At 45.1% G+C, this 24,317-nt stretch carries 26 protein-coding genes; all 26 read left to right on the forward strand.

Features of this window, described 5'->3' with window-relative positions:
- The first annotated feature begins 116 nt into the window (after nt 1-116).
- The 26 genes from tyrS to EV210_RS15035 all read left to right on the forward strand — a co-directional run bounded on the left by tyrS (nt 117) and on the right by EV210_RS15035 (nt 24,239).
- Entirely contained in the window at nt 117-1,331 is a 1,215-nt protein-coding gene (gene tyrS, locus EV210_RS14910) for a tyrosine--tRNA ligase (RefSeq protein WP_132082130.1), read from the forward strand.
- A gap of 124 nt (nt 1,332-1,455) precedes the next feature.
- A complete protein-coding gene (gene yunB, locus EV210_RS14915) occupies nt 1,456-2,133 on the forward strand; it encodes a sporulation protein YunB (protein ID WP_132082132.1) in 678 nt (225 codons plus the stop codon).
- A 184-nt stretch (nt 2,134-2,317) separates the two neighbouring features.
- Entirely contained in the window at nt 2,318-2,560 is a 243-nt protein-coding gene (locus EV210_RS14920) for a (2Fe-2S) ferredoxin domain-containing protein (RefSeq protein WP_132082134.1), read from the forward strand.
- 4 nt (nt 2,561-2,564) lie between these two features.
- Nucleotides 2,565-4,268, forward strand: a complete 1,704-nt coding sequence (locus tag EV210_RS14925) for a [Fe-Fe] hydrogenase large subunit C-terminal domain-containing protein (RefSeq protein ID WP_132082136.1) — start codon at nt 2,565-2,567, stop codon at nt 4,266-4,268.
- Nucleotides 4,268-5,410, forward strand: a complete 1,143-nt coding sequence (locus EV210_RS14930) for a SpoIIE family protein phosphatase (RefSeq protein ID WP_132082138.1) — start codon at nt 4,268-4,270, stop codon at nt 5,408-5,410. The genes EV210_RS14925 and EV210_RS14930 overlap by 1 nt, the downstream gene beginning before the upstream one ends.
- Before the next feature lie 101 nt (nt 5,411-5,511).
- A complete protein-coding gene (locus EV210_RS14935; protein ID WP_132082140.1) occupies nt 5,512-7,014 on the forward strand; it encodes a 4Fe-4S dicluster domain-containing protein in 1,503 nt (500 codons plus the stop codon).
- 79 nt (nt 7,015-7,093) lie between these two features.
- Nucleotides 7,094-7,828 (forward strand): YebC/PmpR family DNA-binding transcriptional regulator, encoded by a 735-nt coding sequence (locus EV210_RS14940; RefSeq protein WP_132082142.1) that lies wholly within the window; start codon nt 7,094-7,096, stop codon nt 7,826-7,828.
- An 89-nt stretch (nt 7,829-7,917) separates the two neighbouring features.
- Nucleotides 7,918-8,493, forward strand: coding sequence for a BofC C-terminal domain-containing protein (locus tag EV210_RS14945; protein ID WP_132082144.1), 576 nt, complete (start codon nt 7,918-7,920; stop codon nt 8,491-8,493).
- Between the two features lie 102 nt (nt 8,494-8,595).
- Complete coding sequence (ruvC, locus tag EV210_RS14950) at nt 8,596-9,093, forward strand: crossover junction endodeoxyribonuclease RuvC (protein WP_132082146.1); 498 nt, start codon at nt 8,596-8,598, stop codon at nt 9,091-9,093.
- Complete coding sequence (gene ruvA / locus EV210_RS14955) at nt 9,090-9,692, forward strand: Holliday junction branch migration protein RuvA (protein ID WP_132082148.1); 603 nt, start codon at nt 9,090-9,092, stop codon at nt 9,690-9,692. The genes ruvC and ruvA overlap by 4 nt, the downstream gene beginning before the upstream one ends.
- 2 nt (nt 9,693-9,694) lie before the next feature.
- Complete coding sequence (gene ruvB / locus EV210_RS14960) at nt 9,695-10,711, forward strand: Holliday junction branch migration DNA helicase RuvB (RefSeq protein WP_132082150.1); 1,017 nt, start codon at nt 9,695-9,697, stop codon at nt 10,709-10,711.
- Nucleotides 10,712-10,735: 24 nt separating this feature from the next.
- A complete protein-coding gene (locus EV210_RS14965; RefSeq protein WP_243650569.1) occupies nt 10,736-10,960 on the forward strand; it encodes a DUF2905 domain-containing protein in 225 nt (74 codons plus the stop codon).
- A gap of 18 nt (nt 10,961-10,978) precedes the next feature.
- Nucleotides 10,979-12,319 (forward strand): SpoIID/LytB domain-containing protein, encoded by a 1,341-nt coding sequence (locus EV210_RS14970; protein WP_132082152.1) that lies wholly within the window; start codon nt 10,979-10,981, stop codon nt 12,317-12,319.
- A gap of 36 nt (nt 12,320-12,355) precedes the next feature.
- Entirely contained in the window at nt 12,356-13,375 is a 1,020-nt protein-coding gene (gene queA, locus EV210_RS14975; RefSeq protein ID WP_132082154.1) for a tRNA preQ1(34) S-adenosylmethionine ribosyltransferase-isomerase QueA, read from the forward strand.
- A 14-nt stretch (nt 13,376-13,389) separates the two neighbouring features.
- Nucleotides 13,390-14,502, forward strand: coding sequence for a tRNA guanosine(34) transglycosylase Tgt (tgt, locus tag EV210_RS14980; protein ID WP_132082156.1), 1,113 nt, complete (start codon nt 13,390-13,392; stop codon nt 14,500-14,502).
- 54 nt (nt 14,503-14,556) lie between these two features.
- Entirely contained in the window at nt 14,557-14,862 is a 306-nt protein-coding gene (yajC, locus tag EV210_RS14985; RefSeq protein WP_132082158.1) for a preprotein translocase subunit YajC, read from the forward strand.
- Nucleotides 14,846-15,439, forward strand: a complete 594-nt coding sequence (locus tag EV210_RS14990; protein WP_132082160.1) for a 5-formyltetrahydrofolate cyclo-ligase — start codon at nt 14,846-14,848, stop codon at nt 15,437-15,439. Before yajC ends, EV210_RS14990 begins: the two co-directional genes overlap by 17 nt.
- A 37-nt stretch (nt 15,440-15,476) precedes the next feature.
- Nucleotides 15,477-16,181, forward strand: a complete 705-nt coding sequence (locus EV210_RS14995) for a PP2C family protein-serine/threonine phosphatase (RefSeq protein WP_132082162.1) — start codon at nt 15,477-15,479, stop codon at nt 16,179-16,181.
- 13 nt (nt 16,182-16,194) lie between these two features.
- Nucleotides 16,195-16,527 (forward strand): hypothetical protein, encoded by a 333-nt coding sequence (locus EV210_RS15000; RefSeq protein WP_132082164.1) that lies wholly within the window; start codon nt 16,195-16,197, stop codon nt 16,525-16,527.
- Nucleotides 16,528-16,531: 4 nt separating this feature from the next.
- Nucleotides 16,532-17,197: an HD domain-containing protein gene (locus tag EV210_RS15005; protein WP_132082166.1), complete on the forward strand. Its 666-nt coding sequence runs from the start codon at nt 16,532-16,534 to the stop codon at nt 17,195-17,197.
- 85 nt (nt 17,198-17,282) lie between these two features.
- On the forward strand, nt 17,283-18,488 hold the full coding sequence (gene secD, locus EV210_RS15010) for a protein translocase subunit SecD (RefSeq protein WP_132082167.1): 1,206 nt from the start codon (nt 17,283-17,285) through the stop codon (nt 18,486-18,488).
- Between the two features lie 12 nt (nt 18,489-18,500).
- Complete coding sequence (secF, locus tag EV210_RS15015; RefSeq protein WP_132082168.1) at nt 18,501-19,409, forward strand: protein translocase subunit SecF; 909 nt, start codon at nt 18,501-18,503, stop codon at nt 19,407-19,409.
- Between the two features lie 132 nt (nt 19,410-19,541).
- Nucleotides 19,542-20,552 (forward strand): hypothetical protein, encoded by a 1,011-nt coding sequence (locus EV210_RS15020; protein WP_132082169.1) that lies wholly within the window; start codon nt 19,542-19,544, stop codon nt 20,550-20,552.
- A gap of 35 nt (nt 20,553-20,587) precedes the next feature.
- The gene (locus EV210_RS15025) at nt 20,588-21,046 is read left to right on the forward strand and encodes a DUF456 family protein (RefSeq protein ID WP_132082170.1); all 459 of its coding nucleotides are present in this window, start codon (nt 20,588-20,590) and stop codon (nt 21,044-21,046) included.
- Nucleotides 21,047-21,136: 90 nt separating this feature from the next.
- Nucleotides 21,137-22,486 (forward strand): magnesium chelatase ATPase subunit I, encoded by a 1,350-nt coding sequence (locus EV210_RS15030; protein ID WP_132082171.1) that lies wholly within the window; start codon nt 21,137-21,139, stop codon nt 22,484-22,486.
- The gene (locus EV210_RS15035; RefSeq protein WP_243650570.1) at nt 22,479-24,239 is read left to right on the forward strand and encodes a vWA domain-containing protein; all 1,761 of its coding nucleotides are present in this window, start codon (nt 22,479-22,481) and stop codon (nt 24,237-24,239) included. Before EV210_RS15030 ends, EV210_RS15035 begins: the two co-directional genes overlap by 8 nt.
- Nucleotides 24,240-24,317: the final 78 nt, after the last annotated feature.

A 24,317-nucleotide genomic window follows, 5' to 3' on the forward strand; every position in this document is an offset into this window, starting at 1 on the left:
CAGGCATAGATTATGGAAAGATTTGCAATGTAAAGGATGTTATGTTATAATGCGGCTAACTATAATACCATATTACGGAAAGTAATAATAGATTGAGTTTTTATGGGGGTAGCAGAATGGTTTCTGTTGAACAACAGTTAAAAATAATTAAACGCGGTGTAGCCGAAATCCTGCCGGAAGCTTTATTAGTAGAAAAGCTTAAGCGTTCGATTGCAACAGGTGCACCACTGAAAGTTAAACTAGGCTTAGATCCAACCGCTCCGGATATTCATCTCGGACATACGGTTGTTTTACGTAAACTAAAACAATTTCAGGATCTTGGCCATCATATTATTATTATTATCGGTGATTTTACAGGACGAATCGGTGATCCCACCGGCAGATCCGAAACCCGCAAGCCATTGACGGATGATGATATCCGCCGTAATGCCAAGACCTATGAAGAACAAATATTTAAGATATTAGACCGGGAAAAGACCCAGGTATCCTTCAATAGTACCTGGCTGGCTCCGCTTACATTCGCGGATGTGGTGAATTTGGCAGCGAGATATACCGTAGCCCGCATGCTGGAGCGGGAAGATTTTACCAAACGCTTTAAAGAAGGACGCCCAATCAGTGTGCATGAATTTTTCTATCCGCTCATGCAGGGTTATGACTCAGTTGCTCTCGCAGCAGATATTGAGTTTGGCGGAACAGACCAAAAGTTTAACCTGTTAATGGGACGCCATTTACAGGAAGAATTCGGGCAAGAACCGCAAGTCGCTATTATGATGCCGATACTCGAGGGGCTTGACGGCGTTCAAAAGATGAGTAAAAGCTTAGGCAATTATATTGGAATTGATGAAGCTCCTACGGAAATCTACGGTAAAAGCATGTCTATCCCGGATGCGCTGATGGTTCGTTACTATGAACTGGTAACAGACGTATCGCTGGAAGAACTGGATAGCATCCGCACCGGTTTGGAAAACGGAACGCTGCATCCCAGGGATACTAAGATGCGTCTTGCCCATACTCTAGTACGTCTTTATCATGGTGAAGCGATGGCTGATCAGGCGCAAAATGAATTCATCAAAGTCTTCCAGCAGGGGGATCTGCCTGATGATATTCCGGAATTTCAGTTTGAACAGCAAACGGAAGCAATTTGGCTGCCCAAGCTTTTGACTCAGCTCATGCTGGCATCCAGCAGCAGTGAAGCAAAACGGGCTGTTCAGCAAGGATCAGTAAAAATAAACGGCGAAAAAATAACTGACACCGATGCAAAGCTTACAGTTGCCGACGGTATGATTGTGCAAGTTGGCAAGCGTAAGTTTGCTAAAATAGTACTGGGATAATTAACAGCCGGGAATGCGCAGCCGCAGACCTGGCTTTTTTCTTTTGCCGCATTGTGCCGTGGCAGGAACACTTTTCCCTCTTCCGTCATACAATAGTAAACAAACTGTTTGGGGAGGGAGAACGATGCGGTTCTCCGTACGCAGGAAAAAAATTATCCCGCGATTGTGGCTGACAGCTGTGCTATTGCTGTCCTTATCCGTCTATTTTTTCTGGATTGTAGAGTCTAACCTGAAGCCCACATTGTTAACCATCGCCGAGGCACGGGCCACACTGATTGCGACACAGACAATTAATAATGTAATCAATGAAAAAATCAGCGCGATTATTGATCCGCAGAGTTTGATCACCGTTCGGGTAGATGATCATGGCAAAGTAGTATTGATTCAGCCGAATGCAATGGAATTTAATAAGCTGGCGGCAGATACGACAATCAAAGTTCAGGACGGCTTACGAGCAATTGCTGATGAAAAAATCTATATTCCTATCGGCCAGGTTGTAGGAAGTCAGTTGATAGCCAGCTGGGGCCCGAATATTGTCGTAACGATTATTCCTGTTGGGACCGTGCAAGTCAATGTAGTGGATAAATTTGAACAGGCTGGAATCAACCAAACCCGTCATATGGTGTATCTAATGGCGACAACAACCGTTCGCATTGTTATTCCTCTAGTGAGCAAAAGTGTAAGCGTTAATACACAGGTTCCGATTACGGAGTATGTGGTCGTCGGCGAAGTTCCTAACACATATGTTCAATTTCCGTTCCCCTTTACCAATGAACTGGGCCATACCGGAAATACGAATTGATGACAAAAAGGAGTTCTTAAAAAATAAGAACTCCTTTTTGTTTGCTGGTGTTCATTTTCGGTAAGCATATCTAAAAGTGATACTAGCTATTCCGAAAAAAGCGTTGATGAAAACCTTCATATGCGGTAAAATGAAATAGAAACACCAATGTGAAAAAATTCACAAAATATTGAGGTGGATTTAGATGGTGGTCATATCTATCTGTATTGGCAGCGCCTGTCACTTGAAAGGAGCACATGGCGTATTAAATGCTTTTGCGGCATTGCTACAGAAATATCAGGTTCAAGGAACAGTTGATATTGAAGGAAGTTTTTGTCAGGGCCGCTGTACAGAAGGTGTCGTGATTAAGATTGGTGACGAGATTATCACGAATGTGGCAAAAGAAAAGGTACACGAAATTTTCACGCAAAAGGTGCTAGGGCGGTGATTCAATGAAGAGTATTACAACTCTAAAAGTGAATTGCAAGGACTGTCACAGATGTGTAAGGTCTTGTCCGGTAAAAGCGATTGGCATTGATAAAGGACAAGCACGCGTTGTAGAAAATCGCTGTATTGTATGTGGCAGATGTGTAACGGAATGTCCACAAAAAGCAAAGCAAGTAGAAAATCAAGTAGCGGAAATTAAAGCAAAAATTGCTTCCGGATACAAAGTACTCATGAGCCTGGCTCCTTCGTTTATTGGTTCTTTTCCTGAATACAAAGGCAAAGAGCTGTTTCAAGCGATTAAGAGTCTGGGGTTTTATGATGTCGAAGAGACAGCCATCGGTGCAGAAATTGTTTCTTCTCATTACAGCCGTATGCTGGAGGAATCGCAAGAGCCGGTTATATCGGCGTGTTGTCCGGTTGTCGTAAATGTAATTAAAACCTATTATCCTGATTTGGTTAAAAATATTGCGCCAGTGGTTTCTCCCATGATTGCGCACGGTAAAGTTATTAAGCATCGCTCCGGCAATGATACGTATGTTGTATTTGCCGGTCCTTGTGTTGCCAAAATTGGAGAAGCGGAAAAGGATGCTGATTCGATTGATGCGGTGATAACTTTTGAACAGCTGCGCCAATGGCTGCAAGAAAGTGATCGACATTACGCAGTTAAAGATACCGCTCCCCAGCAGGTGGCCCTTGAGCCTCAGGGAAGGGGACGCTACTTTCCCATATCCGGAGGAATTCTAAAATCCTTTATGGATCATGATGAAACCGATACGGAGATTATCACGGTTGATGGCATTGAAAATTGTATGGAAACCTTTGATGCATTAGGTAAAGGGGAGATTTCGCCGCGGTTTATTGAAGCTTTGGCTTGTTCCGGCGGCTGTATTGGCGGGCCGGTAAGCGGTAATCAGCAATGTAGGGCTGCTAAACGCCGGGAAGTCATTAATTACGCGAAAAATAGTGGCCGGGACAGTGAGCAGGATTATGATAAAACCCTCAGCTTTGCCCGGATTCATGAGGCGAAACCGGTTGCGTTTCCTATGCCAACAGAAGCGGAAATTGCCGACATTTTGCGCCAAACAGGCAAAACCGCTGCCGCGGATGAAAAAAATTGTGGTGCCTGCGGTTATAATTCATGCCGTGATAAGGCTATTGCCGTCTATCAGGGACTGGCAGAAAATGATATGTGCGTTCCCTATATGCGCTCTAAGGCGGAGTCCTTTGCCAATATTATTGTAACAAATTCCCTGAATGCTATCATTGTAGTCGACAATCGTATGATTATACAGGATTTTAATCCTGCGGCCCAGGCGATGTTCGACTGGGGACGGGAAATGACAACTGGTATGAATTTAGGCGAAATTATGGACTGTGCCCACTTTGTATATGCTGCTAAAAGCGGCAATAAAGTTGTAGGTAAGCGGGTTGAGTACGTCCATTATGGATTAGTGACGGAACAAATGATTATTCCTGTCCCTAAACACGATGTCATTATTGCGATCATTACCAATGTGACCGACCAAGAAAAGAAGCTAAAAGAGCTTGAGTTAATGAAGCTGGAAACAATAAAAAAGGCAACGCAAGTCATTGATAAGCAAATGCATGTCGCTCAAGAGATTGCCGGGCTTCTGGGAGAAACGACTGCAGAGACCAAGTCCGCATTACTGGAAGTGATTTGGCTTCTGAAAGGTAAGGAGGAAGCTTGATGGAACTGCTTCATGCTGAAGTCGGCTTAGCGCAGCTATCCAAAGCGGGTGAAGAACTGTGCGGCGATAATGTAGAAGTGGTGCGTACCGCTTCGGATACTATCATTGTTATTTCTGACGGGTTAGGCAGTGGCGTAAAAGCAAACATTCTGGCAACCTTAACCACGAAAATTGCGGCTTCGATGCTGAAAAGAGGAATTCCGCTGGAAGATGTTGTGGATACCATTACCGCTACGCTACCGGTTTGCAAGCAGCGGAAAATCGCCTATTCCACTTTTCATATAATAAAAATCAGCGGTGCCGGATTGGCAACAGTAGTAGAATTTGATTGCCCTTCTACTTTCTTAAAACGCAATAATCATGTTATTGTTTTTCCTACGATAGAGAAAATCGTGGGGGGCAAAGTGATCAAAGAAGGGCAGCTTTCCTTACAGGAAGACGATATATTGGTAGCCGTTAGTGATGGGGTCATTCATGCCGGTATTGGCGGACTGTTAAAACTCGGCTGGGGGTGGCAGGGAATTGCCCAGCAGCTTGCCGGTGAGTCTGTCAAAGTCATTGATGCCGATAATTTGAGTCAGCAGGTGATTCGCTGTTGTCAGGGGTATTATCTGGACAAAGCAGGCGATGATTCAACAGTTGTATCCGTTAAAATCAGACGGCCGCTGCTTTTGACAATCTTTACCGGACCTCCTGCCGACCGCTCGTATGACCAAAAGGTGGTTAAACGATTTCTGCAGCAGCCGGGAAAAAAAGTGGTAGCCGGAGGAACGACAGCCAATATCGTCAGCCGTATAACCAATCGTCCGCTAAAAGTAAATTTGGATTATCACGATCCTGCCATTCCCCCTACAGGCACAATTGAGGGAATTGATTTAGTGACCGAAGGTGTTCTAACGCTTAATGCTGCTGTAGACCGGCTGCGCAGTGCTGCAGCCTGGAAACAGCAGGATGGGGCCAGTCTCTTGGCCCGTATGATGCTGGAAGCGGATCAAATTACGATTATTGCCGGAAGTGCAGTGAATCCGGCACATCAGAATCCGAATTTTCCGGTGCAGATTAATATAAAATCACAGGTATTGAACCAACTGCTTGCGGTGCTGAAAGAAAAAGGCAAGCAGGCAGCAATTGAGTGGGTCTAATTGTGATGAAATCTTAAGAAACAATGTCAGCTAAATGTTACTTCTGACGGTTTTTTACTGGTATCTATTAAATTTTATTCGCTGCAAGAGGAGGATTTAACATGTCCCAAGTAACAGAAGTCGTAAAAATTCGCCGTAAGGTTTTATCGGAAATTGCCCGCATGGCTTTTGAGGGCTCGCTGAAAGATAACGTAGAAGATATTTTGCAGACGGTTGTTACCGAAAGCGGTCCCCGTTATCGCTGTTGTGTGCATAAGGAACGAGCGGTATTAAAAGATCGCGTTAACTTAGCCCTTTGTCAACCGATTAACACCACTCTTGCCGTTGCTGCTGAAAATGCTTTGAATCAAGAAGCTGCTGATATACCAATTATCAGCGTATTGCCGGAAGCCTGTGATCAGTGTCCGATAGACAAATTTATGGTTACCGATGCCTGTCGGAATTGTGTGGCTCACCATTGTATTAACAGTTGTGCTAAGAAAGCAATTATGGTGGTCAATAATAGGGCCTATATTGATCAGTCCAAGTGCGTAGAGTGCGGCCTCTGCAAAAAGTCCTGCCCGTATTGCGCAATTATTGAAATCAGCCGTCCCTGTGAACGGGCTTGTGACTTAGAAGCAATTAATGCGGGAGCCGATCGCCGGGCTGTCATTGATTATACGAAATGTGTTTCCTGCGGCGCCTGTAAGACGGCTTGCCCGTTTGGCGCAATTAGTGACAGGTCGATTATTGTACAATTAATTCAACTATTAAAAAATAGTGATAAGCATATCTATGCCATTTTAGCCCCGGCCTTCATTGGGCAATTTGGTCTAAAAGTGAAACCGGGTCAGGTTATGAAGGCTGTCAAAGAACTAGGCTTTTATGAAGTTCATGAAGTTTCATTCGGTGCGGATATTACCACTATTGAGGAAACAAAGGAATTTGCTGCCTCCGTTCCTAATGAACGATCTTTTATGACTACTTCCTGTTGCCCGGCTTATGTGGGCATGGTTGAAAAGCATATGCCCCAAATGCTGGAGCAGGTTTCATCAACCGTATCCCCAATGATTGCCACCGGCCGCTGGATTAAAAATAATGACCCCGATGCGGTAATCGTTTTTGTTGGCCCCTGTATTGCCAAAAAAGCGGAGGCAGACAAATATCCTGAGGATATTGATTACGTTTTAACGTTTGAAGAAATGACAGCGATGCTGGTAGGGGCCGGTATTAATGTCAGCGAAGTAGAAGACGACGGTTATCAGACTGTAGCCTCACGGGATGGCAACGCATTTGCCCGGGCAGGCGGACTGGTTCAGGCCGTAGTTGATGCAGCCGCTAAAATGGCGCCTGATGCAGTTGTTAAGCCACATCGTTCGGAAGGTCTTGGTAATTGCAAAATGGCCCTTCGCCAGTTGAAAGATGGCAAAATCGATGCGAATTTCTTTGAAGGAATGGCTTGTTACGGCGGCTGCGTCGGGGGACCGGGAACGTTGACCGATTATCGGGTAACTACGAGACTGGTTGACAATCATGCTAACACAGCCAAGGTTACTGCTTCACCGGAGAATGGTAACGCTATTGATGAAATAAAAAAAGGCGAAAGCTGGCATCACGGACATTAATTATGTTTTCTTCTTTACCAAATGCTGCTGTTTATGCTACAATATAGCCTGATTTAGATTGTCTGAGAGGAGCAACAATATGTCTGGACATTCCAAATGGGCGAATATAAAACACAAAAAAGGTAAAATGGATGCTATCCGGGGCAAGCTTACAACGAAAATCGGCCGTGAAATTACGGTGGCAGTACGGCTTGGCGGTGCGGATCCAACCGGTAATATGCGGCTGAAGCTGGCATTACAAAAAGCGAAGGAAAACAATATTCCCAAGGATAACATTCAGCGTGCCATCCAAAAAGGGGCAGGAGCACTAGAAGGTGCCAACTATGAGGAAATTACCTATGAGGGCTATGGCCCGGGTGGTGTTGCCGTTACAATTGAAGTTATGACGGACAATCGTAACCGGACAGCGGCGGATGTTCGCCATCTGTTTACAAAATACGGTGGTAATCTGGGGGAATCCGGCTGTGTTGCGTGGATGTTTAAGCAAAAAGGTCTTTTTGTCGTCGAAAAAGAGGGTGTTGACGAAGAGACACTAATGCTTACCGTTCTGGACGCCGGAGCTGAAGACTTTAAAGCAGAAGAGCAATATGAAATTACAACTGCTCCGGAAGATTTTGAAAGTGTACAGCAGGCATTAGAACAAAATAACATCACAACGATAGTCGCCCAAATTACCATGATTCCCGAAACAACTGTGGAACTTGATGGTGATGAAGCGGTTAAAATGGTTAAACTGATTGATGCGCTTGAAGATCATGATGATATTCAAGAGGTTTATACCAACGTAGAATTGCCTGATGAGATGATGGAGTAGGCAAAAAAAGCCTGCATTTCTATAACATGTATACTCTATGCAATAATTGGTAATTATAATGGCAACACAAAACATAAGGAGTGTTTTTGATGTTGCCATTTATGAAAAACACCAAAATAAGAACGGCTTTAACTGTGGTTTTGATTCTTGTTGCCTGTACGGGGGTTTATTATTTCGTTAAACCATCGGCAATCTCGGATATGCCGCCTGCGCTGCCACGAGAAACAGAAGTGGCCAAGCAGGATGCAAAAATCAAGATTACTCCCACTACGGACATTGTCCAGCGGATTATCTACCTAAAATGCAATGAAGAGGAAACATTTCGCACGAAGCCTGCCGATAATTTAGTTGGACTGAATTATCAGCAAGTCCAGCAGATATATTCGGGATGGACGATTGAAAAATTTGATACACCGGAAGTGACAATGTCCCTTAAGGTCAATAGTTTATGCCGCGAACATGCCAATAATATGTTTATTGGCGTAAAGGACGGTTATGTAGCCGTTTTTCACGGTAAGCCGGGGAGTAAGGCAATACTGAAGGAAGTAACGAAGATTCCCATTACCAAGCTTGTACCGGGGGATGCGGAAGAGTTAAAGCACGGCATGGTTGTTCAATCAAGAGAAGAATTGCTTCGTTTTATTGAAGGTTTAGAGTCGCGATAGAGTGAGGCAGGGTTTAAACCCTGCCTTTTTTCTTGCTCTCAAAGGATTCTGCCGTTTATTTGTCGAACTTGCAAGGTTAGAATAAAGGGAGGCTTAAGAGCCATGCTGGCAATTGGAATTGACCCGGGAACGGCAATTTGCGGCTACGGTGTCGTCGAAGCAGTGGGAAGCCGCTTGCGGGCGATTACATATGGAGCGATTCGTACGAGCCCTGTTCTTAGTGCAGCGGAAAGACTGCAAATTATTTATCAGGAGCTTGATGTTTTGTTTAAAGAATATCAGCCTGATACAGTGGGTGTAGAGCAGCTGTTTTTCAATAAAAATGTTACAACGGCTATGGCTGTCGGACAGGCCCGCGGCGTGATTTTATTGGCTATTGCCCAAAATAATCTTTCTTTGGCTGAATTTACTCCGCTGCAAGTCAAACAATCTGTGGTTGGGTATGGGAAGGCCACTAAAGAACAAGTGATTTATATGACTCAGCGCCTGCTGTCATTGGTGGACAAACCGAAACCGGATGATGTTGCCGATGCCCTAGCCATTGCCATCTGCTCAATTCATAGCAGCCGTTCCAGTAAAATGTGGAGTGTAAAACCATGATTGGCTATATAAAAGGTCAAATAACTCATTTATTTGCAGACTTTTGTTTTGTAGATGTGCAAGGTGTCGGTTACCGGGTGTTTGTGCCAAATTCAACGCGACAGAAATTAACAACCGGCACGTCGGTTGTCTTATTTACGCATCTGAATGTACGGGAAGATGCCTTGCTATTATACGGCTTTTATACGCAGGAAGAATACGAGCTCTTTCTGCATCTCATCGCTATTACGGGTATTGGGCCGCGGGTTGCGCTCGGTATTTTGTCTGCAGTCGACCCACAGGGATTCCGGTTAGCTGTTAGCCAGAAAAATATCGGTATCTTAACGAAGATTCCCGGAATAGGCAAAAAGACGGCGGAACGCTTAATTCTTGAACTGCAGGATAAGCTGGGAGACAGTACGCAGGAAGTGCCGGCTGCCGGTCCTCTGGTCGGCAGTCCGATGAATGATGATGTGCGGACGCAAGCGTTGCAGGCGTTAGTTGCACTTGGTTATAATCAGGGAGAAATCGCACCGATCCTGCGTAAGGCCGGCAGTGATGTAAAATCGGTTGAAGAGCTGATAAAACTGGCATTGCGTGAGTTTGGCAGCGGGAGGTAGTTATGGAAGAAGAACGAATCGTAGCCGGAGGCGAACTTGAGGCAGACAATTGGCAGTATAGTCTGCGCCCGCGCCGGCTGCAGGAATATATTGGACAAGATCAGGCAAAACAGAATCTGTCTGTCTTTATTAAGGCCGCGCTTGCCCGCGGTGAAGCTTTGGACCATGTTTTGCTGTATGGGCCGCCGGGTCTCGGGAAAACAACACTGGCCGGAATTATTGCCAATGAGTTAGGCGTTAATTTCCGGATTACTTCAGGCCCGGCTATTGAAAGGCCTGGCGACCTAGCCGCGCTTATCACTAATTTAGGTGAAAAGGATTTATTGTTTATTGATGAAATTCACCGCTTATCGCGCAGTGTAGAAGAGGTTTTATATTCTGCGATGGAGGATTTTGCCTTAGATATTATTATCGGAAAAGGTCCCAGTGCCCGCTCGATCCGGATTGATCTGCCTCCATTTACTTTGGTCGGTGCCACTACCAGAGCAGGTGCGTTAGCTGCACCGCTGCGAGACCGCTTTGGTGTTATCAGCCGTTTGGAATATTATGAGACGAAAGACTTAGTGTCTATTATTAATCGTGCTGCCGAGATTTTGAATATTGCGATTGAAGACAGAGGAGCGGAAGAAATTGCCCGCCGTTCACGTGGTACACCGCGTATTGCGAATCGTTTATTAAAGCGGGTCCGCGATTTTGCCCAAGTTGCCGGCAGTGGTGTTATTACGGATAGACTTGCCGACCAGGCGCTGGTAATGCTGGAAGTGGATAAATGCGGTCTGGACAGAACGGACAGGCAGTTGCTGTCGACGATTATTACGAAGTTTAACGGCGGGCCGGTAGGGCTGGAAACGCTGGCTGCCGCGATTAGCGAGGAAACTACAACAATCGAAGATGTGTATGAACCCTATTTACTGCAGCTGGGCTTATTAAACCGGACCCCGCGGGGACGGATTGCTACCCCTCAGGCTTATGCCCATCTGGGAATTGCCTGTAAAACCAATGAGGAAAAATTATGGTAAAGGACAAGAAAGGGGAGAACGAGCTTGCCGGGGTTTGATTCGTTAGGCAAAATACTGATGGCGGCTGGAGTTTTGCTGCTGCTTATCGGTGCAATAGTATCGTTTGGCGAAAAATTCTTTTCTCTTGGCCGGCTGCCGGGTGATATTTTTGTTGAGAAAGAAAATGTTAAGTTTTACTTCCCGATTGTAACATCACTTGTCATAAGCGTGATTTTAACTATTGTACTGAATGTCTTGTTTCGCCGTTAATGAATTGTGGAGGATGTTATGAGCAGAAATAAAAAATTACGTTTTATTAGTCTCTGCAGCATACTGATACTGACTTTCCTTTTTTCCGGAGTGAGTCATGGCCAGGGGGTGCCGTCTATTCGGGTGGGATTATGGGCCAATCAACAGAATATCGTTATTTCTTCCAATACCAGTTTTCAGGCACTGAATGAAAATGGTGAAGTACTGGGCCGGTTTTCCAATAAGGAAAAAGCTGCTTTCTCTCTTCAGGGAACACAGATTTTACTGAATGGCAAGTCAATTACGGCAAAAAATGTAGAGTTTCGCATGACCGACGACAGCAGCGATGCTTATATGGAAGTAAATAAACGCAGTTATCGCGGTATGATATCCATTCATAAAACAATTGATAAAGCAGGCTTAACAGTGGTCAACACATTGCCTGTGGAGCAATATCTTTATGGTGTAGTTGCAAGGGAAATATCGCCGGAATGGGCATTAGAGGCAGTGAAAGCACAAGCCGTTGCTGCCAGAACATACGCTTTATTCAGCATCAATAAGCACAATGCAGATGGCTTTGATGTTTGTTCCACCACCGACTGCCAGGTTTATGACGGTCGTGAAAGCGAATCAGAGCGTACGAAAAAAGCAGTTGATGATACACGAGGGATAGTCCTGCAGTATGAGAATAAGTTGATTTCTGCTTGTTTTCACAGCAGCGGCGGCGGATTTACCGAGAACAGTGAGAATGTATGGAGTTCTCCTTTGCCTTACTTGAAGGGGGTAGTTGATTATGATCAGCAATCGCCTTATTACAAATGGAAAAAAGAGTATACTCCGCAGGAACTAAGTCAGCTTTTAACTAAGGCCGGCTATAATGTTGGCGATTTGCAGGCTATCGTGCTCAGCAGATTAAGCGCACCGCCGGTAACTGCTGTTGACCGGGGCGTATCAGGAAGAGTTAAAACGATCCGCTTTACCGGAACTAACGGGTCGGTTATGCTGACCGGTACTAAATTGCGAGGATTATTGGCGCTGAACAGTACTTTGTTTGATATGTCAATTGTTACGCCTGCTCCTGCTAGTATTGAGGTTCCGATAACGGACAGTTTTGGAGACCATGGGACCAAGAAAGTGGAAGTTAACTTAAAGCCAAGTGTGGAGAAAGGCCTAATAAACGACAAGGATATTATCCGGCGGATTACCGGACGTCCCCAGGAACGGATTGTCATTAACGGCTCAGGCTTTGGGCATGGTTTAGGCTTGTCGCAATGGGGAGCAAAAGCTATGGCAGAAAAGGCACCGCAAAGTGATGCCGCATATTTCAAAACGATATTGAAACACTATTATCAAGGTGTGGATGTTGTTAAAATATACTAATGAGTATTGAGAATTTACTGCTTTAAGGAGATATGCATGCTATTATCCGATTATTATTATGATTTGCCTGCTGAACTGATCGCTCAGTTCCCGCTGGAACCTCGCGATCATTCCCGTCTAATGGTACTGGATCGCAAGACGGGTGTGGTTTCACACCAGCATTTTTATAATTTGCCAGACTATCTTGAGCCAGGGGATACCCTGGTTTTTAATAATACCAGAGTTATCCCTGCCAGATTAATTGGCACTCGGGCGGACACTGGCGGTAAGGTCGAAGTTTTTCTGCTTAACCGGCTTAATCACAATGAATGGGAAACGCTGGTAAAACCGGGCAAACGGGCTCGTCCGGGGATGACAATCAAATTCGGTGACGAACTGAGCTGTGAGATACTGGACAGCACCGATTTTGGCGGGCGGATTGTACGGTTTACCTTTCAAGGAGCATTTGAGGCCATTCTGGACCGTTTGGGAGAAACACCGCTTCCACCGTATATCCGGGAACGCTTGGAAGACAGCGAGCGTTACCAGACTGTCTACTCCCGTGAAAATGGATCGGCGGCGGCACCAACTGCCGGCTTGCATTTTACAGAAGAAATGCTGCAAAAAATTCAACAAATGGGGATTAATCTTGCTTTTGTGACACTGCATATCGGACTGGGCACATTTCGTCCGGTAAGTGTTGCCGATATTACCCAGCATGTTATGCACCGGGAATATTATTCTATTTCTCCCGAGGCGGCACAAATTATTAATCGAACGAAAGAACAGGGGAAACGGGTAATTGCGGTAGGCACGACATCTGTCAGAACATTGGAAACGGTTGGGGCCTCTGGCAGAATTGAGGCAGGATCAGGCTGGACAGATATTTTTATGTATCCGGGATTTCAATTTCACATGATTGATGCCATGGTGACAAATTTTCATTTGCCGGAATCAACACTGCTAATGCTGATCAGTGCCTTTGCCGACAGGGAAAGCATTTTATCCGCTTATCAGGAAGCTGTGGATAAAAGCTATCGGTTTTTCAGTTTTGGTGATGCGATGTTAATCCTTTAAGGAGGTTTTGGAAGTTGGCTATTACATATGAATTAATCAAAAAGTGCTCCCAGACAGGGGCCAGGGTTGGCAGAATTTATACACCTCATGGTGTTTTTGATACACCGATGTTTATGCCTGTCGGCACACAGGCAACCGTAAAAGCGGTATCCCCTGATGAGCTTAAGGCGATGGGCGCCAGTATCGTTTTAAGCAATACCTATCATTTATATCTGCGCCCCGGTGCCGATTTGGTAGCGGAGGCCGGGGGACTGCATAAATTTATGAAGTGGGATGGCGGCATCCTCACAGACAGCGGCGGTTTTCAGGTTTTTAGCTTAGGCCCCTTGCGTAAAATCACGGAAGAGGGTGTAAGCTTTCGCTCCCATATCGACGGATCAAAGCACTTTTTGTCACCTGAAAAGGCAATTGAGGTCCAGATGGCGCTAGGTGCAGATATTATCATGGCTTTTGATGAATGTGTTCCCTATCCGGCGGAATTTGAATATGCCCGTGCTTCTACGGAGCGGACCACCCGCTGGGCAGAGCGCTGCCAGAAAGCGCATACCCGGAAAGATCAGGCCTTGTTCGGCATTGTACAAGGTGGAATGTATAAGGATCTGCGCACCAAAAGTGCCCAGGATCTGGTAAAAATGGATTTTCCGGGGTATGCAGTAGGCGGACTCAGTGTTGGCGAGCCGAAGCAGCTTATGTATGAAATGCTGGAGCATACCGTGCCACAGCTGCCGCACAATAAGCCGCGTTATCTAATGGGCGTGGGAACGCCGGATTGCCTGGTAGAAGGGGTCATGCATGGCATTGACATGTTTGACTGCGTTTTTCCCACACGTGTGGCCCGGAATGGCACTGCAATGACCAGTAAGGGACGGCTTGTTGTAAAAAATGCTCAATACGCCAGGGACTTCCGGCCCATTGATGCTGACTGCGACTGCTATACTTGCCGTAATTTTAGCAGAGCTTATGTCCGCCATCTGTTAAAAACGGAAGAAATCTTTGGTTTACGCCTAACTACGATTCACAACCTGCATTTTCTAATTCATTTTATGAAGAAGATGCGTCAGGCAATTCTTGATGATCGCTTTCTGGCATTCCGTCAGGAGTTTTGGGCGCATTATCAGAGTCATTAGAGGATTTTCCCGTATGAGTGTGGAATATATTGGACATATCAGGAGGTGAGTTGATTGCCCGAATTTTCTACAGAAGTAACCCAGTTTATCCAGGCTTCATGGCCCATTGTACTGATGGGGGTAATTTTCTATTTCATGCTTTACCGTCCCCAGCAGAAAGAACAAAAGAAAAGAACCAATATGCTCGGCAGTCTGAAAAAAGAAGATCGCGTTGTTACGATTGGCGGCGTTTTTGGTACGATTACGGCTTTAACTGATAAAACAGTTATGCTGAAAATTGCTGAGAAAGTAGAAATTAAAGTTTCTCGCACCGCAATAAGCCATTATCAGGATTCTGCAAAAAATGGCGATAATAAATAACGATAAAAAGGAACTGCGCCGGGAAGTACTCTTACGGCGCAATGCCCTTTCGCCGGACTGGGTAAACAGCCAAAGTGCAATCATCGTGCAATCTTTGACCTGCTGGGAACCTTTTCTTCAGGCTAAAAATGTAATGTTATATCTTGCCATGCCCGGAGAACCGCAAATGGATGAACTCATCTTATTTGCTTTGGCAAATGGCAAGCAGGTAAGTGTACCATTTCTTACTGAAAAATTTGGCTATATGCAAAGTGCGGCAATTACCGGATTGCAAGAATTAAAAAAGGGTAAACTTAATTTACGTGTTCCTGATGAGCAAAACATGACAATTGTCGAGCCTGAAACGATTGATTTCGTTTTAGTACCCGGAGTTGCTTTTGATTTGGCCGGCAACAGGCTGGGAATGGGGGCAGGCTACTATGACCGTTTTCTTGCCCGGATTCCCCAGGTATGTACGCTGGGCATAGCCTGGAATTTTCAAATTTTGCCTTCTATTGTGTCGCAAGAACATGATATTCCTGTTCAGTATGTAGTTACCGAAGAAAAAATAACGAGTTGCAGGAAAGGCAAAATGTAGTTCACTGCATTTTGCCTTTCTATGCCATGAGGCAGAAATGGAAGTAAAAATAGGAATAGCTCAAATAAATAAATACGCTATGAGTGAGTGCGGCGATAGTGTTGAAATTGCTGAGCGGCCGAGAGGTGGAGTTTCTGCCATTCTGGCAGATGGACAAGGCAGTGGAAAATCAGCAAGAGCAACCAGTCTGGCTGTCGTTAATAAAACGGCTGCTTTAATTGCCGACGGAGCCCGTGATGGTGCGGTCGCCAGAGCGGTTCATGATTATCTGTACGCGCTGAAAGATGGGAAGGTATCTTCCACTTTAGCAATTATCAGTGCTGATTTGGATACCCAAACGGTAGTGTTCTGCCGGAATTCAAACTGTCCGGTTATTGTTAAGCAGACTTATGGCATTGATGTATATGATGAAGAGATTAATCCTATCGGCGTTCATAAACGGATGAAGCCGCTTACGTATGAAATGCCCCTTGATTTGGGCATGATTTTAGTATCCTACAGTGATGGTATACAGGCAGCCGGCAGAAAAAAAGGGCGAACAATGGATGCCGGAATTATCCACAAAATTATTGAGGAAAATGAAGCGAAAGATGCTGCTTTTATTGCAGAAAGTATTCTGGAATATGCCCTTGAACTGGATGACTACCGGCCAGGTGATGACATGACCGTTGTAGTTATGGGGTTGTGTGACAAGGACGATGTCCATAAAATCCGTAAAATAACAGTATCTTTCCCTTGGTAAAGCAGGTGAGCTGATGCGTATTATCGTAGTAGGCGTTTGTGCTTCAGGCAAGACAACCTTAGTTACTCAATTAAAAGAGTGGGGGTTTGACGCGCACAATGTTGCGCAGGAGCATTCGGGTATAAAGACCTTATGGAAGAAAAAACAGCCAGATATCGTCGTTATGCTTGATGCCACTTTAGAAAGTATTCGCAAACGGCGTAAAGTGCCGTGGGGAGAAGAACGGCTGATTGTTCAGCGTGAACGCCTGGAAGATGCCAAAGCGCATGCCGATTTATTCTTACCTACCGATTCCCTTACTAAAGAAGAAGTAGCACAACAAGTAGCAGCTTTTGTCAGGGGGTAATACGATGTCATTTATTACAGTGGATGATCTGAAAAAAAATCATGAGGTAGCTGTCTACCTCGCCTGTAGTACACAATATCTTGGACAATTGGGCTTTACTGAACACGGACACCGGCATGCCGGTATCGTTTCAGCCCGTGCATATCAGGTACTAAAAGACCTGCAGTATGAAGAGCGGGATTGTCAGTTAGCTGCTATTGCCGGCTATTTACATGATATTGCTAATATGATTAACCGCTTTAACCATGGTGGAATTGGTGCTACAATTGCATTTTCCATCCTATCCCGCCTGGAGATGCCGCCGGAAGAAATTGCACTGGTGATTTCTGCTGTTGGCAATCATGAAGAGGAGCGCGGCAATGCAGTAAATCATGTGGCTTCAGCCTTGATTCTGGCTGATAAATCAGATGTTCACCGCAGCCGTGTAACGAATAAGGATTTTGCTAAATTTGAAATTCACGACCGAGTCAATTACGCTGCGAACCATAGTTTATTGACAGTTGACCGTGCAAAAGCAGTAATTACGCTTGATTTAAAAATTGATACGACAATTTGTCCAGTGATGGAATATTTTGAAATATTTCTCGAGCGTATGGTCATGTGTCGCAGAGCAGCTGAATTCTTACATGCTAAATTTAATTTAGTGATTAATGATAATCGCTTATTATAGGCAATAAGACTTGTTCGTTGACATAAATGGTACTTTCTGGCTATAATTGGTTTGTTGTAGAACACGATGATTGGGGGAGAACGGTTTGAGGTGGGGAAATTTAACGAAATTTCTCGGCATTGTATTAGCTATTCTTGTCGTTTTTGGTTACTACATTTCGCCGCTTGCCATGTCCATTAAACAAGGTCTTGATTTACAGGGAGGGACCCATGTTGTATTGGAAGCGGTTGATACACCGGAAGCGAAAGTAGACGACGATGCCGTCCAACGGGTTATTAAAATTATTGAACGGCGCATTAATGAGCTGGGGCTTACAGAACCAATTGTCCAACGCCAAGGAGAACGGCGGATTATTGTAGAACTTCCGGGTGTAAAAGATCCGGAAAGAGCAATTGAATTGATCGGGAAAACAGCAATGCTTGAGTTTCAGAACGAAAGCGGCGTGACTGTTTTAACGGGAAAAGATCTGAAAGATGCCCGGTCACAGATTGATCAGGGAAAACAAAATCTTGTTGCCATTGAATTTACCGATGAAGGAGCGAAAAAGTTTGCTGATTTAACCGCGCAAAATATTGGTAAACGGATTGCTATTTTGTTGGACAAACAAGTATTGACTAACCCTTCCGTTCAAGAGGCAATTCCGGGTGGTAAAGCTGTGATAACCGGCAGCCGCACACTGGAAGAAGCACAGCGGCTGGCTATTTTACTCCGCTCAGGTGCTTTACCTGTCAAAGTTGAGGTAATGGAAACCCGTACTGTCGGTCCTACACTTGGACAAGACTCAAAAGATAAAAGTATCAAAGCATTTACGATAGGCGTTCTAGCTATTGTAGTTTTTATGCTGCTGTTTTATCGTTTATCAGGCGTGGTTGCCAACGTTGCTTTACTGGTTTATGTATTGCTGCTGTTAGGCGTTTTGAAGGGCCTGGAGGCGACGCTCACATTGCCGGGCATTGCCGGGATTATTCTATCGATGGGTGTTGCTGTTGATGCCAATGTACTGATATTTGAACGCTTTAAAGAAGAATTTCGTTCTGGAAAAACATTGCGTGCAGCAATGGATGCCGGTTTTCACCGTGCCTTTGGCACGATCTTGGATGCTAACGTATCGGTTATGATTACAGCAGCGGTATTATTCCTCTTAGGTTCAGGCCCGATCAAAGGATTTGCTGTCACACTTGGACTTGGTGTTGTTATCAGCATGTTTACGGCTATTACCGTCAGCCGTTCTTTACTGCGGATGCTGATCCATGCCAATGTGGTTAAAAACAGTAAATTTTTTGGTGCGTAAGGGGTGATGAACATGAAGCTGAATATTATCGGAAGACGGTATTGGTGGTTCCTGCTTTCCGGAATTATCCTAATCCCGGGACTTATTTCCATGGCCCTCCAAGGCTTTAATTTGGGTATTGACTTTACCGGTGGAACGATTGTTGATTTGAAGTTCAGCAGGGAAGTGACTGTTGCCGAAGTTCGGGAGTCATTAAAAGATTTCCATTTGGAGAATAGTACTATTCAGCTGGCGGGAACGGCGAAAACGGATGCATCACAATATGTTTTTCTGCGCACCCATTTTCTGTCAAATGATGAAAGTAAAGCTTTATTTGCCGGAATGACCGATAGACTGGGTGCCTTTGAGGTACAGCGTGTTGAGAAGGTCGGAGCGGTTGTCGGCTCTGAGCTTACCCGTCAGGCTTTATTGAACCTGTCAGTTGCCTGCCTGCTTTTGTGTGCTTACATTTCGTATCGCTTTGAGTACAAAATCGCCATATCGGCTATTTTAGCTATTTTGCATGATGTATTTGTGGTCTTGGGGGTATTTTCCATCTTCCAACTGGAACTGGATTCCTCTTTTATTGCCGCAATTTTAACTGTTATTGGCTATTCGATGAATGAGGCAGTTGTAATATTTGACCGTATCCGGGAAAATTTGCGCAGTCATCGTAAGAGCGAGTCCTATGAAGATCTTGTTAATCGCAGCATTGGGCAAACGATTACCCGCTCCATTTACACCTTATTGACGGTGTTGTTTGCGTGTGCATCGCTACATTTTTTTGGCGGCGAAACAACGAAGAATTTCTCGCTTGCCATGTTAATTGGCTTCATCAGCGGTGCTTATTCATCCATATTTAATGCCAGCCCCATATGGGTAACCTGGAAGGAATATGACGACCGCCGCAGGGCTGAACTGCGGCCTAAAGGCGCCAAATAAGCAAAAAACTGTGCATTTCACTTTAAAAGTGGCTGCACAGTTTTTTTATGCCAATTTGCCGGATTAAGCTGCGCTTATTCACCATTATCCGCTCTGTGTAATATGATGATAGCAACAAGGGCGGTGAAAACAATGTGGATGCTATTACCAGCTATTTCGTTGGCAATCGTACAGATTGCCGGGGATAATGTTGCAGTTGTTCCCGATATGGCTTCAGTAATTGGAACGGATATTTACAGCACGATTATTGTGGCCTATGTTTTGCTGGGCTCTTTGATTACCGGCATTTCATCCTGGATTGGCGTACAAACCGGTCAGGAACTGATTATTGTGGTAAAGAAACACTTTGGCAGCACTGGTAAAAACACCTTGGCGGCAATTATCCTAGCTACCTGTATTCCGGCTAGCGCGATTACGGGCTGTTATTTTGCCGGCTGGGTATTGCACGCACTCACGGGGATACCTCACTTAGCGGCCGGTCTGATTTGCTTATTGTTTTTTTCCTTGATTGCGGCGGGTTATGGATTCGAATTTCTGAAATTATCCAACTATCTGGCGTTATTTTTACTGCCTATTGTGGGCATTTTGTTTTTTCAGCAGGAATTTACCATTACCCAGCGTTTTTTTGATGTGGGAGCGATTAACTGGCCGCTGGTTTTTGCCTTAATTGGCTATAATTCGGGCGGTATGCGCTCGATTCTCGTAGTTGAGGCGGCGGCGATCTTATCCAAAAAGGGAGAAAAGGCAGTTTATTTAGCGGTATTATCCAAAGTAGTGGAGGGGTTGTTTACGATTGGTGTGGCACATCTGGTGGTATTTGCCGGTGCGGCCGGACCGCTGGCGCTATCCCAGGTAGTGCAGAAGTCTTTGGGAACAATTGGTTTTTATTTATTTAATATTATTCTATTATGCACATTTATGAATACAATGGTGCCTGCCATGATTGTAAATGCCCGGCAGATTAGCTTAATGGCAAATTTACCGACTTGGCCGTCGCTCGGCCTTTCCATAGCGGCTGTATATATCAGTAGTTTAGTGAATTTTCATACCTTGCTGTTGGTACTGAGCTGGGCTGGTCTCATTACAATAGGCTTTTTGATTTACACGGCATGGTTTTTACATAAACGACGAACAAACAAGTAATAATGATACTATATTCGCTGAAAGGATAAAGTATCGTGAAGCTTATTGTCGCTGTTATTATGCTCATAGGGGTGGTCGGTACACTAATACCAAGGGTGCCGGGAACGTTCATCATATTCTGCGGGGCTTTGTTATATGGGGGATTGACCGGGTTTACCACATTTCAGCCTTGGCTTATCGCTTTGCTTTTCATTTTGACCTTGACGGCAGAAATAGGCGGGCGATGGCTGCGTACGTATTTGACAAACCGGTATCAGCTTTCACGGCTGTTTTGTGTTAACGCATCGGCAGGAAATATTGCGGGAATCATTGCGGCCGATGCGCTGCTGGGGCCTGTTTTAGGAATTATTATTTGGGAGGTAATTGTTGGTAAAGCCTTCATCCCCCGCTGGAGTACAGTAGGTCGCGTCATTTACTTCCTGGCAATAGCTGCTATGCTGCGTTTTATCTGTGCGGTAATTATGGTTGCTTTAATAACAGTCTATGTTTTTTAACAGACAAAATAAATATTGCGCTGCGTCATTTTCGTATGGCAGGTTACGCAATGGGCAAAATAAGAAAAACGGGGTGGGGAGGGATTACGATTGCCTTCATATTTTGAACTTGTAAGACACAACGGAAATGGCGACTTATTTCAGGCCGTAGAATTATCATTGTCAGCATTAGCGGAAGGACAGCCTTTTCACCTTCATGTAGAAGGACTGCGGGGGACTGGCAAAACCACTATTATGCGGGCTGTGAAAGATATTTTACCGCCTATTGTGCGCATAAAAAATTGTTTGTATAATTGTGATCCGGCTAAACCGCATTGTCCTGAGCACCGGTGCCTGTCAGCACAAGAAATTCAGGAAATTGGCTCTGAAACAATACCGTGTCCTTTTTTAGAAATATCACAGTCAGCCAAAATCGGCACGGTGGTAGGCACGATTGATTTAGCTAAATTGACTGACAAAATGTCACCAGCTGCTTCGATTCTGCCCGGTACAATTGTACAGGCTCATCGCGGAATCATTTTTGTTGATGAAATTAACAGGCTCGCTGATACGTCACCGGAGTTAGCTGACGTTTTGCTGGATGTTATGGGGACAAAACCCGGCCGTATTCAGATTGAAGAAACGGGTATGCCTGCAGTTGAACTGCCGTTGGCGGTTACTGTATGGGCGGCGTCAAATCCGGATGAAGACCCGGGAGCTTTAGCACAAGTTCGTCGTCAACTATCCGACCGCTTCGATGCATTGGTGACGATGGGACGACCTAATGATTATTTAGCTGTTCACTCGATACTGGAAAACCGGTGCAAAAGTGATATAACCCCAAGCGACTATCCGGCCTTTTCCATTCCTGTAGGGCTGGAGAAAATTTCCGTCAGCAAAGAAATCCGAAATGTATTAGCTTCTATTTACGTGGATTTTAGCTTGGAAAGTCTGCGCGCAGTACAAGCTATGGAAATGGCAGCCGCCTTGCAGGCAGTACGTGGTGGAAAACCGCAGGTCACGCTGGATGAGATCATCCAGGTAGTGCCGCTCACGCTGGGGCACCGTGTCGATCATGCCACGGTAACCAATATTCTGAAATATTTAACGCATTTAAATCATCCGGTGCTTCCAGTATCACAACAGGCAAACGAGGTAGTACCAACGCCGGCTGCTATTGGCAAGCAGCAAAGCGGTTCTAACCCGGAACAGTTGTCCTGGTGGCGTAGTTTATGGGAAAACCTCAAAAAACGGGCATCAACAAATAAAGCGCCTGAGACGCAGCCCAAGAATTCGCAGGCCGGTACCGGCGGTGGTTCGAGCGGCGGACGTGGCAGCAGTCCTCAGCAGCAGACAGCGGATCCGCTGCAGATGACTATTCATGCCCCACGAGCTAAAGCAACGCCTTTAGCGAAGCTGCCTGTAGACAAATTCATCAGTGAGGATGAAAATCGTGGTTGAGTGGGAGCTGGATTATGATAATCAAATTTTACTCCGCCTTACTCATCCGGCAAAACAAATTAGTAATGCCATAGATAAACAGCGTGGAGTTCGTATCGGGCAAAGCACTGTTATCAGCCAGAAAATGCACACTTATCATCCTGAGCAGGTTGAAGAAATTCAAATTGTGCAGGATGCAGATGCCGGGCAAACATTTTATCACCGCACTGACCAAGGAAAAATATTTCATCTGGATATTTTTCACGAGACAGGTCTAGTTGATCACCGGCAAGTGGCGGCAGCGGTAAAGCAGGCTGTAGAACTGTACAACCTGCATTATTCTATGCAGCATATCCTTATCTTTTCCAACAGGGAGCAGGGTGTAAATCCCCACCATATTGACATCCAAACCGGAACAGGCGGTGGAAGAGTGACCGGAGATTTAAACAGGGGAACAAAACTTTCGCTTAAGAAAGCCCATGAAAATCATGTGCACGTTGCGACACTTATTCCACGTGAACATATTGCATGTCTGTTTTATTTAGTTAATTCCATTGAAAAGACAATCCTCACCACTTCTTTAGAGTTGAGGCGTAATGAAAGAATTGTTCATATCCGAAGCGGCGGCGGTAAAAGTGATATGTCACCTTATGCCGATCATCAGTCCGATTCTTTTCTGCAGGAAAAAAACTGCAAGGAGATGTCGCCAATTGTTAAGGAACATCAGCTGCTTCAGGATACGGAGGAATTAACTGAGCAATTTGATTCACCAAGAGACTTGCAAAAGGTTTTTGATGATATTGACCAGGGGATGAAGCACAGTAAATTATTGAAAGAATTGAACGACCGCGGTAATGGAAGTGACACCCTGGAACGAATGGTTGGTATGGGAGTAGTTGAAACCAACCGTTCACAAATCAAATTGACGGAGTATGGACAAGCGTTAAAAGAGTATTTAAAGCTGAATATGACGGATATTGATGCCTATATCCGTCGTTCCATCCGCCTGATAAAGCCGGCAAGCGAAGTCAGTGGAAAAAGTCTGACACTTCTTAAAAAGAGCGGCTCCTCCGGAACCGGCAGCAGCCGGACGGAAAGCTGGCTGTCCGGCAATATAGCCGGAGAATTAGCGATAGCTGAAACAGTCCATGCTGCTGCGGGACGATCCATATTAGAAAATAACGATTTCCGTATAACGTGCCGTGATATCCAGCAGCAATTACGTTACCGCAGGAATAAAACAGATTTTTGCCTCCTGGTTGATGCCAGTGCCAGTATGGCAGGCATGCGCATTAAAGCTGCCAAGTTTTTAGCCCGGCACTTGTTTCTTGCTTCGAATGACCGGATTAGTGTGGTTACTTTTCAAGAAGACAAAGCGATCATCCAGGTGCCGCTAACCAGAAATTACCAACTGGCCGAAGAGTGTTTGAGCCGGATCAATTCTATTGGTTCGACACCGCTGGCATTAGGGCTGAATCAAACCCTGTCCTATTTGCAGGAAGCCCGTGCAGTCAATCCTCTGATTGTATTAATTACGGATGGCGTACCGACACTGCCGGATAAGACAAGAGATCCTCTGGCCGATGCGCTGACGGCAGCAGCAAAAATAAAAGATAGCGGCTATGCTTTTACTTGCATCGGATTAAAGCCGCATCGCGGATATTTGGAAGAACTATCAAAAGCTGCCGGTGGCAGAGCATATATTCTTGAAGAATTAGAAAAGCAGGCACTTGTTAAAGCTACGTGGGCCGAACGTAGAATTAATGGCAAGTGATTCCGGCTTTTTCTTTTTTTTTAGAGGATTATTGCAAAAGTGAAGAGAATTACTTGTAAGTTATGCAAGATTCTTGTT

This window comes from Anaerospora hongkongensis (genome assembly GCF_004339805.1).
Classification (GTDB): Bacteria; Bacillota; Negativicutes; order Sporomusales; family DSM-15969; genus Anaerospora; species Anaerospora hongkongensis.